We start from the raw sequence: 16991 nt of genomic DNA, 5'->3' as shown, positions 1-16991 counted from the left end.
TATTTATATCTTAGTCCTAAACATAAAGTAAAATTTGCATTTGGATGTTAACAACGAAGAATTTAGAACCGATATCTTGAAAGGACTGTCTAATCCCGTTCAGAAATCAATACCTTCTAAATATTTATATGATATTAAAGGTTCCTTCTTGTTTGAACAAATAACCGTTCAACCTGAGTATTATCCAACTAGAACTGAAAACAGTATACTAGAAGAATATTCTACCAAGATCTTACAAGATATTCCAAAAGAGATTATCCTAATCGAGATGGGAAGTGGTAGTTCAAAAAAGACTAAACATTTGTTCAACTCAATATTGAAAAGACAAGATAAATTATATTACTTTCCAATTGATATTTCCTTCAATTTTTTGGATTCTGTAGTGACTGATTTGGAAACACGGAATCAGAATATAATGGTCAAAGGGATTCCAAATGATTATATAAATGGTATCAAAGATTGTAATAATATCTTATTTGAGAATAATTTTAAATTTGATTCATTTTCTAGACTAATAGTTTTCTTTGGATCTAGTATAGGAAATTTTGAAATTGATGAAGCTAGGGACTTTTTAAAAGCAGTTCGAATTAATATGAATGATAAGGACTTTCTTCTTGTTGGTTTCGATATGATAAAAGATGAATTACTTATTGAACGCGCTTATAATGACAAAGCAGGATTCACTGCTCAATTTAATTTGAATTTGTTAACCCGGATGAATAGAGAGCTGGGATGTAATTTTGATCTTCACGAATATGTGCATTATGCGTTTTTTAATAAGAAAAAGGATCGTATCGAAATGCATCTCAAATCTAGATCGGATCAAGAAGTTAGAATATCGGGATCTGAAAGAGTATTTCAGATATCTCAGGATGAAACTATTCACACCGAAAGCTCATACAAATATAGTGAGGAGAAAATACAAGAATTAGTGATTAGATCGGGCTTTTCGCTTGAGAAGATTTTCTCTGATAACAACAATTGGTTCAATCTCGTTATGCTAAAACCGTGTTGATTTTTCCTATTCTTTTAGTCATAATTTAATTCATAGACTATAAGAATAATTAGATAAGCATCAGCCCTAAGGATCGACTAAAATCAAAGAGGATAGAAATAATAGCTATGAAAGACGATTAGGAATCTAGTAAATTCATCGCAATCGGTTGATCCATTCCCTGAAAAAGTATCATAATTAACAAAATTATAAGTGCAAAGTTACTGTCTAAGACAACTATGGTTCCTATCCGATTTTATGTCCATATCACCTTAATGATAATAAGGGTTATCTTTCATTTCAGAAACAAGGCAATTAGATATTGTTATGTAATAATCTCCTCAGCCTTTCTTCGGAAGTATCGAACAATCTAAAATCTTTTCAAATAAATATATCTAGTCATGTATTACATTAGACGGTGTCTCGAAACGGTCCTGTTTTTTGATTATGTATTTAAGTGAAGAAATGATGGGAACAGATATAACCTTAATGATAATTCATTCTTCTTATTTCTTCGGTTCAGAGAAAGGAGAATCCATCCAAGTATGATAAATATTTCTAATTCGCTCTACTGCATCAATTTCTTTAAAGATTTTTATTACCGATTTGGAGACCAACTCTTGCCATTTAGTATTGTCCTCAAGAATCAATTTCCGAATAACTGAACCTTTTAATAAATTTCCTTCAATTAATTTTGGTTTTTTTATGATTATGGTTTCTCTTTTAAGCAAAGTTCTGACAAAATCGTTTCCAGTATAAAGAACATTAAACGGTGGACTCACTGATTTAATATTGCTAAACCATTTCACATTGTTTTCATCATCGGTAACATTAATCAGGAATACTCTTGACAAGTTAATTTTTGATTCTATGAGGCTATCTCTAATCATCCATATCCTTTCTCCAGCAGTGAAGGGGTTCTTTAGAGTGAAATTAGCCTGCGAGCTTCCTATTAGGATAATTATTTCATCATTTTCATCCAATACTTGACGGACTAGTTCCAAATGTCCTAAATGGAATGGTTGATATCGCCCTATCATTACGGCTGCCATAAGCTTGTCTTCACATTACTCTAGAAAACAAACAATATATAATATTCTTATCAAGGTTCAGTATTTGTTGATTTAGTATCTAAAAACTCAGCCTTTTGATTTTCAATTTCGGCTTTTTCAATCTTCCTAAAAATCGGAATTATATTGTTATCGATATTGTGTCCTTGAACAAGTCTCAATTCAGATGCTGAATACCAGTCTTGGGTCGTTAAATTTTCGATAATTCCTAATTGTTTCCAGATTTTCTGAGCGGATGTGGGAATAAACGGAAACAACAATATTGCAAGTGATCTCACTGCATTGGCAGATATCCAAATGGTGTTATTAGAATCATGATGTGATTTCCAAGGTTCTTTAGACTGGAAATACTGATTAAAAAATGTACTAAACTGCAAAATCCTCTTCATGGCCTTATCTATTTCGTTTCCAAAAATCAATTCGCCTACAGCATATGCGATTTGCTTGATCTCAAACAATGCCTGTTTGTCTAGGCTATCCAAATTCGTTCCTGCTGGGATCTTTCCAGCAAATTGCTTCTGAGTAAAGGAGAGTGTCCGGTTGATAAAGTTCCCTATATTTGAAATAAGTTCATTATTAATTTTTTCATAAAAGCTATCCCAATCAAAATTAATGTCTGATTGTGAATATGGGATAATTGTAGAAAAATAAAATCTAAGATAATCGGGGTTAAATGACTTGGTGAATCCTCCCAATGTTATCGACCAATTCTTACTCTTCGATAACTTTCTGTTTTGGAATAGTAAATGACCTCTTGTAACTATCCTATCAGGTAATTTATATTCGCTCTTGATCCCAAGCCTGATCGCGGGGAGAAAGAGGTAATGGTGATAGATTATATCTTTCCCAATAAAATGAATGATTTCAGAATCGTTCCAAAGTTTCCTACCGTCTTTCTTAAGTACGGTCTCAGCAAAACTATTAAAAGATGAAATGTAACACAAATGGTTGTCAAACCACCCATAAAATACTTTATCTTCGTAATTTGGAACTCCATGAATCTTTGGTATGGGTACCCCCCAAGACAAATCTCTCGTGATATCCCAATCTTGCAATCCTGTATTTATCCAGTTCAAGACATATTTTACTACGTCTTCTTGTAAATTCTTATTATTGGAAAGCCAAATTCTAAGAGCTTCCTCAAAATTGGATAATCGAAAAAAATAATGGAGACTCTCTTTCTTTACAGGGGGCCTTCCACACAGAACACACTTGGGGTCCAGTATATGTTCAGGGACTCTACCACACGATTCGCAAAGATCAGAATATTGGTTATCTGAGTTACAGAAGGGGCATCTACCTATTACGTACCTATCGGGCAAGTATTTGTTATCAAATGTGCAAAACAACTGAACTACAATCTCCTCTTTTATGTGATTATTTTTATATAGGTCCATGAAAACGTCCTGCACGAACTTTAAGTTTTGAGGGGAGCTAGTTTTTGAAAAATGATCAAAATTAATGTCAATAGAATCAAAATCTTTTTTATCCCTCTCATTCCATTCTCTCACATACTCTTCAGGTGTTTTTCGCTCCTTCTCGGATTTTATAAGAATAGGAGTTCCGTAATCATCAGTAGCACATATGTGGTAAACCTTACTACCAGTCAATCTAACGAATCTAGTGAAAATATCGGCTGGCAAATAAGTCGATGCAATATGTCCCAAATGAATTTGGCCATTCGCATAAGGCAAGGCGGATGTGACTACAAGATCCTTTTCTATCAAAATCTTTGGCCCTTTGTATTTTTCATTCACTGCTATCTCGTTATGATTTTCTGATGTTTTAATATGTGAAGTATAAGAATCTGGACGAGTAGTAATCGAGGTATGCTTTGTGTTTTCGGACAGACTGTTCATTTGCGCCTAACTTGTATACTTTTAGTTGTTGAATTTAATTTAACTGTATATGAATCAAATAAATTAAAAAAACATTTATTATTTTTAATAAAGTATTATGCATTGTTAGATGACATGGATTAAGGTAGCCAGTAAAGACGACATTCAAGAAGGCAGTGGTAAGGAACTTAACATTAATGGGCAAAGAATAGCTCTATTTGTATCAAAAAGCAAGTATTACGCCATCGAAGCACTTTGCAGACATCAGGATGGTTCTTTGGCACCTGGAAAAGTTAATGGTGAAATTGTCGAGTGTCCTTTGCACTTTTGGCATTACAATATTAGAACCGGTGAGTTACTAGATTATATGGAGGGTGTTAAGTTGACCACATTCCCCGTTCAGATTAGAAAAAATGAAATTTATCTAGACGTTTAATTTTTTTACAAGATTCTTTTTAGAAATGAAATTAAGTAATACATTAACAAACCAATTGGAAGAAATTAATACAATCGATAAAGTAATTAAAATTTACTTGTGCGGTGTCACCGTTTATGATGACTGCCATATCGGGCATGCAAGGACCATAATAGTTTTCGATGTATTAAGACGGTACTTAGAAATTCAAGGTGTTAAGGTGATATTCATACAAAATTTTACTGATATAGATGATAAGATAATAGCTAGGGCTATCAGTGAACATACGGATGCTGAATATATTTCTCGAGTATATACAGAGAGTTACTTTAGAGATTTTGACGCCCTAAACGTATTGAGAGCCACATCATACCCCAGAGTAACAGAGCATATCCCAGACATTATTGACTTTATTAGCAAACTAATTGAGAAAAATAAAGCTTATTTGGGATTAAATGGAATTTACTTTAGGGTTAGGTCCTACCTAGGATATGGCAAGCTGTCCAAAAAGGACCTAGGTTCAATAATTTCTGGTGCTAGAATTGAAGTTGATGAGAATAAAGACGACCCGCGAGACTTTGCCATGTGGAAATTTAGTTCCGTGAAACCAACCTGGGCCAGTCCGTGGGGAAATGGAAGGCCAGGATGGCACATTGAGTGTTCAGTCATGGCTTCAAAATATCTAGGAGCAAATATTGATATACACGGAGGAGGCCAGGATCTAGTTTTTCCTCATCACGAAAATGAAATTGCACAGTCTGAGGGATTATTCGAAACCGAATTCTCGAAATTATGGATGCATGTCGGGATGGTAACTATTAACTCTGAAAAAATGTCGAAATCTATTGGAAATATGATCAAGATTTCAGAATTATTAAAGGAAGTTGGTCCAAATGTAATTAGGCTTTTTTGCCTTTCTTCTCATTATACAAAACCGCTAGATTATACAAAGGATATAATTGATGAATCAATACGTAAATGGAGCCAAATTTCTAATGCCTATTATGAACTAGAATACCGAACCAGAAACTCATTCATTTATGAGAATTCTGATTCCATTCAGCAACCGCTGTTAGAAGAGCTGACAAAATATCTAACTTTGTTTGAAGAACATCTCAATAATGATTTGAATTTTGCAAATGCATTGACTGTATTTTTGAAATTCATTACAAGGATCAATAATTTTTTATCTATTGATACTCCGGTAAATATTGAATTCTTAACAAAGACCTTTGGCTTGTTAAAAAAATTCATGTTTGTAATTGGATTAAAAGTCTCGCATGTATCTAAGCAGGAGTTTGAAGAGATAGAGGAGCAGATATACAAAAGAAACATGTTCCGCTCTGAGAAAAACTATAAGGAATCTGATAAAATAAGATTAAAACTTGCAGATAGATTTAATATCGAGCTGATAGATCATAAGGGATTTACTTTGTGGAAGAAGCGATCAATTGATGTCCAAAAATAAGGATTTGAAATTTTCAAATTTGATTAGAATGCATTAGAATAGAAGACTTTTGCGCAAGAATTTTTAACTAAGTTATTCTATTTGATTGTATGAACAAATCCAATAGAATAAAGACTATATTCTTGATTTCTTTATCCTCAGTCGCTATTATTTTGTTATTCTATGTAAATGTGGCATCAGTTCAAACTACCCAGAATGACTATGCAAACTATTTTGCCACCTTCACCCAAAGTTCTGCGAATCTAACCAGGGCTTTTCAAGATGAAATAGCTCTTTGGCAATTGGGGACGGTATCAAATAAAACGATGGCCGAATTGACCAATACCTACTTGACAAATTTTACTAAACAGATGAATGAATTTAATCAAACGGAATCGCCCGCAGCCTTTGAGGCCGCAAAAAACAGTCTGGTAAGCTCATATAATAACGAAATCAAGAGTTACCAATACTTTAAGGATTATTTATTAACCGGTAATGAATCTCTAAATGAAATTTCCACTAATTTTCTATCTGAATCACTAAAGGATGAGGCAATGTCTTTCAAATCATTCAAAGAAGTAACAAACAAAACATCATGATAAAAAAAGATATTTTACATCATCTAAATAAAACAACTATTTTGAAAAAATAGTCCCAGCCGGTATAATCGAATCTGGTGGGATCTTGCGACCAGGGAGGATTATTACTGATGCCCCTATAGAACTATTATTAGAAATTACTGCACCAAAATGATTTCTCCCCGTATCTATTAATTCGTTATTGATTCTGTACTGGACATTTTTTCTGGTAAGTAAAACGTTCGCAGTTCCTGAGTAACCGCCAAACCAAACGTTCTTTCCTACTATACTATCCAAAATTACATTATGATGGGAAATTTTTGCATTACCTGCAAAGTAAGTCTTACCGATTTCACAATTAAAGCCAATATTTGTATTGTAATCAAGCATACTATTGCGGATTAACGATCCCATGCCGATAAAGCTACCATTACCGATATAAGACGGTCCCTTAATCTTTGCGAAATCATCTATTACAACATTGTCTTCTATGATACATGGACCTTCAATAATCGCAGTTTTTGCGATTGTTGCTTTATTGGAAATAATGGAAAATGTTACCTCGTTTTTTAGGAGTTCCTGTATAATATCTAAAAATTCCCACGGGTACTGAAATTTGTAATATTCAATACTTTTTCTAGTAGACCTCTTTCCTATGACTGTATTACATGGGAGAAACAACAAGTTGTTGTTTGTAATGAGTGTATTTTGTTGAATATGATTGTTGGAGTTTCCATTGTTGTTTTTCTCCGTGACTTCGAATTCATTAGGAACACTTAATTCCCTTTTTATTAACTTACCGTAAGTATTTTCATCAATTTCCTTTACTGGTATATCTGTGGTAGTTTTTATGATGCTTGAAATAAAATTTAGTTTTTTGGGAACGAATACAGTTTCTAAATCATACAAAGAATTAATTAATTCTACGTTCCTTGTGATCAGTGCTCTTCCAAAAAGGTATAAAGAACAATTTGATGGGATAGAACTATCAACTTCACTTTCGTTATAATCTAAGAATGAATAGGAAGTGGATGAGGATTGCAAAAATACTATTTTCATTATACCTGCTATCTCTTTTGTAAATTAATATAATTAGATTTTGGAACAAGTTTTATAAGTTTTTACTGCGGAAATAATAGCAGTTAACTGATACGGAAGAATTTGATATAAATTTAATACTTATGTTTCGATATTTTTCTTGCTTCAATGAGATCAAGGAAGTAAAACAAGTAAGTCCTCTCATTAACTTTTAGAATCCACGGAATAAATGCCTCTTTCTTTGTCCTGGGGGTAACTTCGAAACCTTTTTTTTCCAAGGTTGAACGCAATATCTCGTCATTCATATTTCTATTGTAAACTATCTCTCGATTGTAATCGTAAGGCGTGGTTGTAATAAACAGAGAATGCGGCTTTAAGAGATGATGTATCTTGGGCAAGAGGTCGTCAACAGGCATGAACTCGACAATATTCAACCCAAAAATCAGATCAAAGATTTGATTTCTGAAAGGTAAATCCAAAATATCGGATACTATGAACTCCATATTGGTTACTCCTTGTTCTTTAGTCTTTTTCTTTGCTTCCCGAATGAAAGAAAATGATGAATCTATTCCAAAGACAAATGAAAATTTTTTTGCTAATTCCATCGTGGATAATCCTAGGGCACATCCTAAGTCTAAGGCAATTCCCTCAGGATTGAAAGGAATATTTGAAGTCAGTTTTCGATAAACGTCAGATGGTTTTATTTTCCATCTCATAAGAAGGAGAAATTTATCACTTTCAAAATTTTCATTGTGAAGCCATTTATAACTCTGAAAATATAAACCGTCTTCCTCATATCGGTCTTCTTTTTGATGATTTTTGTCGATATCCAACGATAAATTTTTTAAAAAAATCTTCATCTCTGCGCTTTTAGCATTTGAAAACCATTTACCAAAAGTTGATACTCGTTTTGAGGCATATTTTACGATATCGCTCATTATTATTGCAATTCCATTTATTATGGGAAATTTTTTTTTACACTCTGGACATATAAGGAATCCTTCAAAGCACTCATTCTCATCCAAAGGATCGATTATATAACTTTGTAAATACAAGGGATATTTTTTTTCGACATGATTAATACAAAAAAAAAATTTAAAATTTAAAAGGGAAGTTTTCAATGATCTTATTTTTTTGCATTCTATTATAGATGTTTGTCTAAATCTGCATAAATTACCCAAGTGAAATATCCTATTCATAACAGTTAGTTGCCTGCAGATATGAGTATGCTATATTAGCAGCATCCAGAAAAAGCGATAATGCGAAATCTACAAGGTATGTTAAGAAATTAATCATTCCTTTAAGAAAAAAGAAATCATAAAATAAATTAAGTTTGATCTCATGACCTTTGAATTATTGATCAATTCCAATTTGACTAATAATTCATACAGTCGTTCAATCAAATGATAGTTTCTCTTTATTTCAATATGTAAGGTAGTGCGATGGAGAGGACCACAATCAATACCATTCCGTATGTTAGTATTTTCGATGCATGTTTAATAATTCCCTTTTTGTTTTGAGTTTTCTTATCTATCAATGTATTATATAGCTGACCTCCATCCAGAGGGCCAATTGGCAATGCGTTAAAAATTGCTACGTTGAAATTTATGAACCAAAGCCAGAAAAATAGGCTAGCAGGTATAGTGTAATATGAACCAAATATGGGAGATGTGTATTTGTCGGCCATAAAGTCAGAATAAGGTACCATACCTTGTACAAATGTCGGTGGAGCAAGCAAACCTAATGGTGATGTATAAATCATTGAATTGTATCGATCCAATACCTCTTTTGGGTCCGCTACTGGTGTGATGGATACTCCTAAGATTCCCTTTCCAGGCTCCCTTTGTGGGGGGAGAGTTGCCTGCTTAGTTGATTTCACTCCATTTTCATCTGCAATTCCGATCGTAACTAATTTTCCTAAATTGGCGTTTAAGTTATCATTTAGTTCCACCGGATTTCGAATCGGGTTGTTCTGAATTTGTTGTATTGTAGTCCCCTTATCAAGGCCTATAGATTCAGCGAGAGAACCTTGATTTACATTTGTTATTACTACCCCATAGGATGCTGGATCCATAGGCTTAGTTATTACCAAAGTGGAAGTTATCAAAAGTATAACAAATAAAGAGATAGCAGCAAATACTATATTTGTCATAGGGCCTGCAGTCAATATGGAACTTTTCTGCTTAGTTGAAATCCTATTAAGTTCGTCTCTTTCAATATTCACAAATGCCCCAATCGGTATCCCTAAAAACAATACTAGTCCGGTAGATTCAACCTTAACACCATACACTCTAGCAATTATTCCATGGCCAGCCTCATGAACTATGATAGTAACTACCAAAGCCACCCACCCTTCCCATATTGGCAAATAAGGGTTGAGACCAGGTATTAACAAATTGGCCTGAGGACCTACTCCACGAGCTCCTTCTCTTATTGTTTCGCTAGAAAATAGGGCAGCAACCGAGCCTATTATTAGAAATAAAGCCATAATTGTTATAAGTGGCATTAAATAAGTATTGAATTTTGCATAAAACCTTGCAGCACTCGTCTGTGAAACCTTATCAAAGAATTTTAATCCGTACGGTGTATGAATTAATATAAGTGGTAAATGAAGATCAAACTTTATTTTTGATTGCTGTTCCAATTAAGTAATGTGAACATTATTATTATTTAAATGCATCATAACATACTTTATGATGTTTTTCATAATACTCGAGTTAGATGAATACCCAATTTAATAAAGGCTTGCCATATTTTGACCTTTTTGGACTGATCAAATGATTTACTTTTACGCCTACAAGATAATATTCTTACTTCAGACGGAAGAATAGAATTGAATGCGGCACCTAATTAGATTTATACAGTATATGTATTATCCTTTTACTCGGACAATCTTTATCCGTTCCAATACTTTCCAATACTCAACTTCGCCGCCTTGGTTGAGTTTATCTCTAATTTCATCCTCAATAGCAGAAGTTTCAAAAACTTCGAATGTTTCAAGATCCATAATCTGCAATACTTGACCAGCCACCGAGATGAGTTGTCCACTCCTCTTGTCTATAAGTGGAACTTCAACATTTGCCGAAACCGGAGCAACTAAACTGTGCCTTGAACCGTCGAAAACACCCATTGCTGCCACTCTTGCTTTTGCGGAACCATGTTTACCTGGCTTACTATGATCATAAGAAACAATTCTACAAGGTTCTCCGTCTATGATGATATAAGAACCAACCTTCAAACTACCAAGGTCCATAGGCTTACTCAATAATAATCAGAAAAATTGACTTGAAATGCATATTTAACAGTTATGATCATATGCTTGTTGTCCTTTGGATTTTCTTTATGATATTGTGATTTGATAGTCATATGATCGATATTGTGAGATTAGGTGATAATAAATCTAGTTTATATTGGAATCTTCCCATTCGAACCATTCCTTTCATCTTTCAAAGTTGTCTGTAAAATCAAAGCAATTATTGGTTCTCAGATTTTTACATCATTATAAAAGTATGAATTACCATCCGTGCTATCAAGTGACATTAATTTAGATCTTACACCAACACAAAAGGAGGTATTGAACGATTGAAAAAGGTAATGACGATAGCAGGTAGTGATTCATCTGCTGGCGCCGGCATACAGGCTGACATAAAGACATTTTCGGCCTTGGGTGTATACGGAACAACAATAATAACCACTTTAACTGCTCAGAATACTAAGACAATCTCTGATATTCTGGTAGTTCCGCCAAAATTTTTTAAAAATCAAATAGTTACTACATTGGAAGATATTAACCCAGACGTCATAAAAATAGGAGTTCTTTACAGTAAGTCAATAATAAATATTGTCAAAAGTATTTTAAAGAACTATAAGACTCCGATTGTACTTGACCCAGTCCTCTATTCTGGGACTGGAATCAAATTATTAGACGAGCAGTCATTTGAGCAGTTTAAGAGGGGGATCATTCCATTAGCACATGTAATCACGCCTAATCTTAAAGAGGCTGAATTCCTTTCAAAAGTTAAGATATCAAACAGGCAAGATATGACTAAAGCTGCATTAGAGATTTTCAAGTTAGGAGCTTCAAATATTATTATCAAAGGTGGTCATGTTACGAACAAAGATACAAAGGTAATTGACTTATTATTTACAGATAAAAACCTTGAACCACAACAAATCGTACACGAAAGGTTGAAGATTGGGGAAACTCATGGCACCGGATGTAACTTTTCTGCTGCTGTCGCTTCCTTTTTAGCCAAAGGGTATAATATTGGTGATTCATTCAAATTATCAAATTCGTATGTATACGAAGCGTTAAAAAACTCCAATCAAATCGGTGATGGGGTATTCGTCTCCAATCCTCTAGATCGCATGTATGACAATTCTGAGAAGTTCAAAGTTTTAATAGAATTGCAAGACTCTGTATCAATTTTGGAAAGAATGCCTAATTTTTTTGAACTTATACCAGAAACCAAAACAAACTTTGTGTATTCAATTGAGAAACCCAAAAATTTCGATGATATAGCTGGAGTGTTGGGCAGAGTAACTAATCTGGGAATCAATATTAGAGCTCCAAATGTCATACAATTCGGAACATCTCTGCATGTATCTAATGCACTCTTGGCAGCAGCCAAATTCAACTCATTATTTAGGTCCGCCATTAATATTCGGAACAATCCAAGGATCATTAAGATTTGCAAAAATAATTTCAAGTGCTCTAATTATTCTAGAAGTAAGGAAACGGAAGAGAGTAAGAGAGTAGAAGGTTCTTCGATACAATGGGGAATTACTGAAGCATTTAAACAAGAACCAGATGCGGAGTTAGTTTATCACGATGGCGATTATGGAAAGGAGCCTATGGTTATTATGTTTGGACAAAATCCAAAGGAAGTTTTAGAAAAAATAAGTATTATTCTGCAGAACTATGTTAATAAGTAATATTATAAATAATGATTAATTATTCTTATTTTTTGTGAAAGCAGTAATACTAGCTGGTGGTCTGGGAACAAGGCTGCAACCCTATACATTCTTTATTCCAAAGCCAATGTTGCCGCTGGGCAATAAACCCTTACTTGAGTATTTGGTTGAATGGCTTATCAATTCTAAAAAGATAAATGAGATAATTATTTGTGTGAGTTATTTGCATAGATCAATAGAAGACTACTTTGAAGACGGCACGAGGTTCGGGATAAAGATAAAATATTCCAGATCAGATAGACCGTTAGCCACTGCTGGACAATTGAAAACCGCTGCTACTCATTTAAAAGAACCGTTTGTTTGTCTATATGGTGATTCAGTGTATGAATTCCCGCTTGACAAGATGATTGAAAATCATCTTGAAGATAAAGCCTTTATCTCTATGGCTCTTTCAAGGTACAAAACCAATCTCAAATATGGATTCATTGAGCTTAGTAATGATGAAAAAATGCTTGTATCTGAGTGGAAGGAGAAACCAGAAATTTCTGGATTGATAAACATAGGATGCTATGTTTTCGAACCGGAATTCTTAGATTTGATTCCAATTTCTACCTCCTTTGGAATGGACGAGGCGGTAAGAGAATCAATAAGATCAAAAAAGAAAGTAAAGTCGTTCATAGTAGAGGAGCGGAGTTTTATGGATATTGGAGATAAGAAATCATATTTAGAAGCCTATAAATTGTATGTTAAAAAATTAGGCAAGATATAATCATCTAAAACAAGTTTTGTACCTAAGGGATGGTATTTGCAATTGCGGTTCGGTTCAATCCTAGGAAGGGATAATACTGTCCCGTCGGTGTTAAATGATCGATATATGGATGATAAACTAAGGGTAGTTTTTTCAAGAATAATTCTTGAAACCGTACATGAGAGGCAGAATGGTACAATCATTTAGCAACTAACTACCTGTCGACTAATAAAAGATAGGTTAAATCGAAGGGGAAATATCTATTAGTTTTGAGATTTTGGAAAATGTCGATTCATTCATTTTGAGATTATTCATAATCGGAATTACACCCAATATAGGTAATTTTGTATATTCTCGGATAAATGTAGGAATTTCGGCTTCAATTTGGCTTGGATGATTGGGCATTTTATTTACTAATATTCCTTTTATAGGTATACCACTTGATTGACAAATTTTTACATTAAGCAGTATATGATTAAATGTTCCTAGTTTCGGAGTTGCAACAATTATAACCCCAAGCTTCGTCATCTTGATAAAGTTTAGTAATGTATGCTTGTTGTTTAATGGCACCATTATTCCACCTATCCCCTCAACTAAGAGGTAGTCATATTTTTTCTGCAATAATTTGTATTTCTTGATCGCATATCTTAATGATGGAGGTGGTAAATTTAACAAGGAGCTGGCCATATGCGGCGAACAAGCTAGAGGGTAAAAATACGGGTTCAAATTCTCTTGTTTTTCCTCGAATTTAATTGCCCTTGCCAAGATAGCGAGGTCTTTAGATCTGAACTTTTTTGAATACTCTGAAATTCCTGTAGCAAATGGTTTCATAACACAAATTTTAGTAATAATCTTGGAGAATTTCCATGCTAGAGAGGCAGTTATCAATGTTTTTCCAATTCCAGTATCAGTCCCAGTTACAAAGATACCTTCGGACAAGTTACTCAATCATAAGATCAAGTCGGATTAAATAGTTTGCTAAGTATAAACAGTACGTCCATTTTAGATTCCACTTTATATCATCTTATATCCTATTTGGTATGGTAAATTACTTCGTCGCTAAATCCTCGTCTTTAAATTAAATCAAATTCATTAACGGAGTATGAATTTGGAAATTCAAATGCAAAAAAATTGGAGAATGTTTAAAAAACAGACTCAGTGCTCTGACAATCCTTTTTGCCTATTTTGGGGTAGTCGACCTAAAACCAAATTTCAAATGTAATCCATTATAATTGTCATGTCCTGTCAAAGAATTCTGAGAATAATTATTACATTTCTAATGAATCTGTTAGATAGAAGGTTAAATCTATATTAAAAGATGGTCATTTTAGTTATTAGATATTGACAGGTAATATGATGGGGCAATTTACTGAAATTGAAAAGGAGATTTTTTACAAAATAATTCTCTCCCGTCGGGACGTAAGAAGGAACTTTATTAGAAAGAAAATTAGCAATAGGGTTTTATTGAGGATTTTGACAGCCGCTCACCATGCTCCGTCAGTCGGCTTTTCACAACCATGGAATTTTATCTTAATACGAGACAGAAACAGTCGTCTAAATATCAAAGAATCATTCTCCAAAGAGAGATTAAAATCAATTGATTTACTTGCAAAAGATAAAGAAAGGAAAAGGAAGTATCTAGATTTAAAATTAGAAGGAATTTTAGAATCTAATCTAAATATTTGCGTTACTTATGATCATAAACGGTTTGGACCTTATGTAATAGGGAGAATGACTATAAGAGAAGCTGGGGTTTATAGTGTTTGCTGTGCTATCCAAAATTTATGGCTTGCTGCACGAGCTGAAAACATAGGTGTTGGCTGGGTCAGCATCATCAACAATAAAGATCTCAAAAGAATTCTAAAACTCCCTTCTACGGTTAAACCGATAGCATATCTTTGCCTTGGATATGTAAAAAAATTTGAAGGCGAACCAGATTTACAATCTCAAAACTGGCTAAGCAGACTCGATCTAGAAAAAGTCATAAATTATGAACAATGGGATGGTGGTAATAGTTATACTGATTGGAAAAGTTTCAACCAACGTTTGATTCGCAAAAATACATAATCCTAACACTCCCGCAGGTTTGTAAGCCAGAGTAAATTATTGATCATCATCAAAAAAATCACATAGATTAATAATTCGATTTGAGGATCATTATTTATAAACCAGAGATAATATTAATCTATTTCGGGAAATCTTTCTAGGTTTTTTTGATTTTTGCAAATCAAGTGGTATTTATGCCAAGGTTAATTTAAATATTGCTAAGATACTGCATTATTGATAAATATTGCATGATCTTTAATAGATTTTACACAATTAAGCATAGAAAATCCAAAAAAAGTGCCGGAGGCGGGATTTGAGCCCGCGACCTTTCGATTATGAGTCGAACGCTCTGACCAGGCTGAGCTACCCCGGCAAGCCCAGCTCTGATATGTATAAGCAAATCAAATAAAATGTACGTATAATATATTCTAACCCATCCAGATAGTCTTTTTAATTACGAGCTATACCTAGTTAATGTGGATTGGCTTGTAAGGAGATCCATGAACAAACTTTTAAAAAATTTAGAAAAAAAGATTTCGTAGAGGATTTAATATATCAAAATATTGTTGATCTTTTAAAATGAGAAATAGTAGGATAAATTGATCCTAATTGGATAATATATTTTTTTTCTGTACGTCCATTTAACGCTCAAACACCAATTCAAATTCTTTCTAATGGACAGAATAGTGATGGAGCATGGGATTTTTAATATTGCCCCTAATATCCGAAATAAGTTACGTTTATCATATTCTTATATCCTAGATTTTCTATTTGCCTTTGAAGATTCCTTAGGTATGAATGTTTTTGTAATTGACAAGAAAAAGTCAAGTGATTTTAGAAAAGACAATATTACAAAATATGAATCCCGCTCTCATTCTTATTGCCTCTGTTGCTAAATCCATGTGCTCCGAAGCTGGATTGTTTAGAACATCCATCCTCAAACGTTAGGTCCCACTTATTTCTCGTGATACCTTTGTACAAAGGGTCACCATCCTCTTTAAATAGTGCAGCAAGTCTAAGTAATTCCACTAATGCCATTTGAACCAGACGACGATCCTGTAAAGAGTAGCTCTACCGAGCACTATTCTAGAGTTGGATCATGTATGGACTGGGCTATAGTATTGGGCGCCTCCTCTTCAATTTTCTTTGGGTTTTTCTTAGATATCACAGTAAATCCTCCGTCTTACTTCCAGTTATTTGACAACATAATTCTCTTAGCGGCACTTTACGCAGTAACAACAGCAACTGCCATGTTCATAATGCCTGTTGTTTATCATATGATGCACTATCGTAAGTTAGATGTGGATAAATATCTTTTAGCTGCAAAGAAATACACTCTGATAGGTATCATATGTATAATGCTTGCCATGTATTTGGGTTTGGGTTTATCAATGAATTCCAAATTGCAGACTGAGTTTGCATATGGCTTGGCTTCACTGCCTTTTATCTTCGTTTTCTTTTTGTTCCTCAAGGCTAAAGCCATAAAATAAGTTTGCTCTTTACGAAAGTAGGCTTATTGATATGATATGATACTTTCACTTAAAAAGATTCGAGTTTAGTCTTTACCTCTATAACAGCATGTTTTGAGGGCAACTCATCTGATCAACAATATCTTATGATATCATAGAAAAAAATCCGAAAGAGAGCTGCACAGTGATTGGTGACATTGTACTTGTGGATTATAGGGTTGGCACTGAGCTCCGCTCTAGCTGCGAGAAAGGTCTGTATGACGCCAAATTAGTCACTGAATGTTTCTCAAGATCTATTCTAGGAGGGGTGGGGTAACTACTACTCTATTCAATCATATACGATTTACTACAAATGCAAAACATAATCGTACTAATTTGTTTGGTGTAATTATCTTAAGATCATCACAGTATCACAGCAAATGGTATAGTTTATA

At 33.8% G+C, this 16991-nt stretch carries 17 protein-coding genes and 1 tRNA gene; 9 read left to right on the top strand and 9 right to left on the bottom strand.

Going from position 1 to position 16991, the window contains the following annotated elements; genetic code table 11:
- The first annotated feature begins 40 nt into the window (after window positions 1-40).
- Window positions 41-1015 (top strand): L-histidine N(alpha)-methyltransferase, encoded by a 975-nt coding sequence (gene egtD, locus AAGU22_RS06920; RefSeq protein ID WP_458721459.1) that lies wholly within the window; start codon window positions 41-43, stop codon window positions 1013-1015.
- Between the two features lie 485 nt (window positions 1016-1500).
- Here egtD and AAGU22_RS06915 read toward each other — a convergent pair whose 3' ends face one another.
- Both AAGU22_RS06915 and metG read right to left on the bottom strand, forming a co-directional pair.
- Entirely contained in the window at window positions 1501-2046 is a 546-nt protein-coding gene (locus tag AAGU22_RS06915; protein ID WP_458721458.1) for a nicotinamide-nucleotide adenylyltransferase, read from the bottom strand.
- A 50-nt stretch (window positions 2047-2096) separates the two neighbouring features.
- The gene (gene metG / locus AAGU22_RS06910) at window positions 2097-3923 is read right to left on the bottom strand and encodes a methionine--tRNA ligase (protein WP_458721457.1); all 1827 of its coding nucleotides are present in this window, start codon (window positions 3921-3923) and stop codon (window positions 2097-2099) included.
- 109 nt (window positions 3924-4032) lie between these two features.
- Here metG and AAGU22_RS06905 point away from each other — a divergent pair, with 109 nt between their 5' ends.
- The 3 genes from AAGU22_RS06905 (at window position 4033) to AAGU22_RS06895 (ending at window position 6363) form a co-directional block, all read left to right on the top strand.
- A complete protein-coding gene (locus tag AAGU22_RS06905; RefSeq protein ID WP_458721456.1) occupies window positions 4033-4338 on the top strand; it encodes a Rieske (2Fe-2S) protein in 306 nt (101 codons plus the stop codon).
- 25 nt (window positions 4339-4363) lie between these two features.
- On the top strand, window positions 4364-5785 hold the full coding sequence (gene cysS / locus AAGU22_RS06900; RefSeq protein ID WP_458721454.1) for a cysteine--tRNA ligase: 1422 nt from the start codon (window positions 4364-4366) through the stop codon (window positions 5783-5785).
- An 89-nt stretch (window positions 5786-5874) separates the two neighbouring features.
- Window positions 5875-6363 carry a hypothetical protein gene (locus AAGU22_RS06895; RefSeq protein WP_458721453.1) on the top strand — a complete coding sequence of 163 codons (489 nt, stop codon included), beginning with the start codon at window positions 5875-5877 and terminating at the stop codon, window positions 6361-6363.
- Window positions 6364-6399: 36 nt separating this feature from the next.
- Here the strand turns inward: AAGU22_RS06895 and AAGU22_RS06890 are convergent, their stop codons facing one another.
- The 4 genes from AAGU22_RS06890 to AAGU22_RS06875 form a co-directional block, all read right to left on the bottom strand.
- Window positions 6400-7401: an LbetaH domain-containing protein gene (locus tag AAGU22_RS06890; RefSeq protein ID WP_458721452.1), complete on the bottom strand. Its 1002-nt coding sequence runs from the start codon at window positions 7399-7401 to the stop codon at window positions 6400-6402.
- 113 nt (window positions 7402-7514) lie between these two features.
- Window positions 7515-8405 carry a class I SAM-dependent methyltransferase gene (locus AAGU22_RS06885; RefSeq protein WP_458721451.1) on the bottom strand — a complete coding sequence of 297 codons (891 nt, stop codon included), beginning with the start codon at window positions 8403-8405 and terminating at the stop codon, window positions 7515-7517.
- Window positions 8406-8797: 392 nt separating this feature from the next.
- Complete coding sequence (locus tag AAGU22_RS06880) at window positions 8798-10024, bottom strand: site-2 protease family protein (protein WP_458721450.1); 1227 nt, start codon at window positions 10022-10024, stop codon at window positions 8798-8800.
- A 228-nt stretch (window positions 10025-10252) separates the two neighbouring features.
- Window positions 10253-10633: a translation initiation factor IF-5A gene (locus AAGU22_RS06875; protein ID WP_458721761.1), complete on the bottom strand. Its 381-nt coding sequence runs from the start codon at window positions 10631-10633 to the stop codon at window positions 10253-10255.
- Window positions 10634-10962: 329 nt separating this feature from the next.
- On the opposite strand from AAGU22_RS06875, the gene thiD reads away from it, so the two are divergent.
- A complete protein-coding gene (gene thiD / locus AAGU22_RS06870) occupies window positions 10963-12315 on the top strand; it encodes a bifunctional hydroxymethylpyrimidine kinase/phosphomethylpyrimidine kinase (RefSeq protein WP_458721449.1) in 1353 nt (450 codons plus the stop codon).
- Between the two features lie 34 nt (window positions 12316-12349).
- Window positions 12350-13063: a nucleotidyltransferase family protein gene (locus AAGU22_RS06865; protein ID WP_458721448.1), complete on the top strand. Its 714-nt coding sequence runs from the start codon at window positions 12350-12352 to the stop codon at window positions 13061-13063.
- Between the two features lie 219 nt (window positions 13064-13282).
- Here AAGU22_RS06865 and bioD read toward each other — a convergent pair whose 3' ends face one another.
- Window positions 13283-13981 carry a dethiobiotin synthase gene (gene bioD / locus AAGU22_RS06860; protein WP_458721447.1) on the bottom strand — a complete coding sequence of 233 codons (699 nt, stop codon included), beginning with the start codon at window positions 13979-13981 and terminating at the stop codon, window positions 13283-13285.
- Between the two features lie 414 nt (window positions 13982-14395).
- Between bioD and bluB the strand changes: the two genes are divergently transcribed.
- A complete protein-coding gene (gene bluB, locus AAGU22_RS06855; protein ID WP_458721760.1) occupies window positions 14396-15109 on the top strand; it encodes a 5,6-dimethylbenzimidazole synthase in 714 nt (237 codons plus the stop codon).
- 277 nt (window positions 15110-15386) lie between these two features.
- Here the strand turns inward: bluB and AAGU22_RS06850 are convergent.
- Window positions 15387-15461: transfer RNA gene (locus AAGU22_RS06850), tRNA-Met, on the bottom strand.
- Between the two features lie 476 nt (window positions 15462-15937).
- Window positions 15938-16126 carry a hypothetical protein gene (locus AAGU22_RS06845; protein WP_458721446.1) on the bottom strand — a complete coding sequence of 63 codons (189 nt, stop codon included), beginning with the start codon at window positions 16124-16126 and terminating at the stop codon, window positions 15938-15940.
- Here AAGU22_RS06845 and AAGU22_RS06840 point away from each other — a divergent pair.
- Complete coding sequence (locus tag AAGU22_RS06840; protein ID WP_458721445.1) at window positions 16120-16578, top strand: DUF6328 family protein; 459 nt, start codon at window positions 16120-16122, stop codon at window positions 16576-16578. The two genes, AAGU22_RS06845 and AAGU22_RS06840, sit on opposite strands and share 7 nt — an antisense overlap.
- Window positions 16579-16741: 163 nt before the next feature.
- Window positions 16742-16873 (top strand): hypothetical protein, encoded by a 132-nt coding sequence (locus AAGU22_RS06835; RefSeq protein WP_458721444.1) that lies wholly within the window; start codon window positions 16742-16744, stop codon window positions 16871-16873.
- Window positions 16874-16991 lie beyond the last annotated feature (118 nt).

It is taken from the genome of Candidatus Nitrosocosmicus sp. R (assembly GCF_054408505.1).
Note: the sequence above shows the minus strand (reverse complement) of the source record. Positions and strands in the feature narration are given on the sequence as shown.

What these genes read in the sequence shown, in the direction of transcription:
- AAGU22_RS06840 (WP_458721445.1), top strand. Translation starts at nt 16,120, where the DNA reads ATGCCATTTGAACCAGACGACGATCCTGTAAAGAGTAGCTCTACCGAG.
- metG (WP_458721457.1), bottom strand. Translation starts at nt 3,923, where the DNA reads ATGAACAGTCTGTCCGAAAACACAAAGCATACCTCGATTACTACTCGT.
- bluB (WP_458721760.1), top strand. Translation starts at nt 14,396, where the DNA reads ATGATGGGGCAATTTACTGAAATTGAAAAGGAGATTTTTTACAAAATA.
- AAGU22_RS06895 (WP_458721453.1), top strand. Translation starts at nt 5,875, where the DNA reads ATGAACAAATCCAATAGAATAAAGACTATATTCTTGATTTCTTTATCC.
- AAGU22_RS06905 (WP_458721456.1), top strand. Translation starts at nt 4,033, where the DNA reads ATGACATGGATTAAGGTAGCCAGTAAAGACGACATTCAAGAAGGCAGT.
- AAGU22_RS06890 (WP_458721452.1), bottom strand. Translation starts at nt 7,401, where the DNA reads ATGAAAATAGTATTTTTGCAATCCTCATCCACTTCCTATTCATTCTTA.
- AAGU22_RS06845 (WP_458721446.1), bottom strand. Translation starts at nt 16,126, where the DNA reads ATGGCATTAGTGGAATTACTTAGACTTGCTGCACTATTTAAAGAGGAT.
- AAGU22_RS06875 (WP_458721761.1), bottom strand. Translation starts at nt 10,633, where the DNA reads ATGGACCTTGGTAGTTTGAAGGTTGGTTCTTATATCATCATAGACGGA.
- AAGU22_RS06915 (WP_458721458.1), bottom strand. Translation starts at nt 2,046, where the DNA reads ATGGCAGCCGTAATGATAGGGCGATATCAACCATTCCATTTAGGACAT.
- cysS (WP_458721454.1), top strand. Translation starts at nt 4,364, where the DNA reads ATGAAATTAAGTAATACATTAACAAACCAATTGGAAGAAATTAATACA.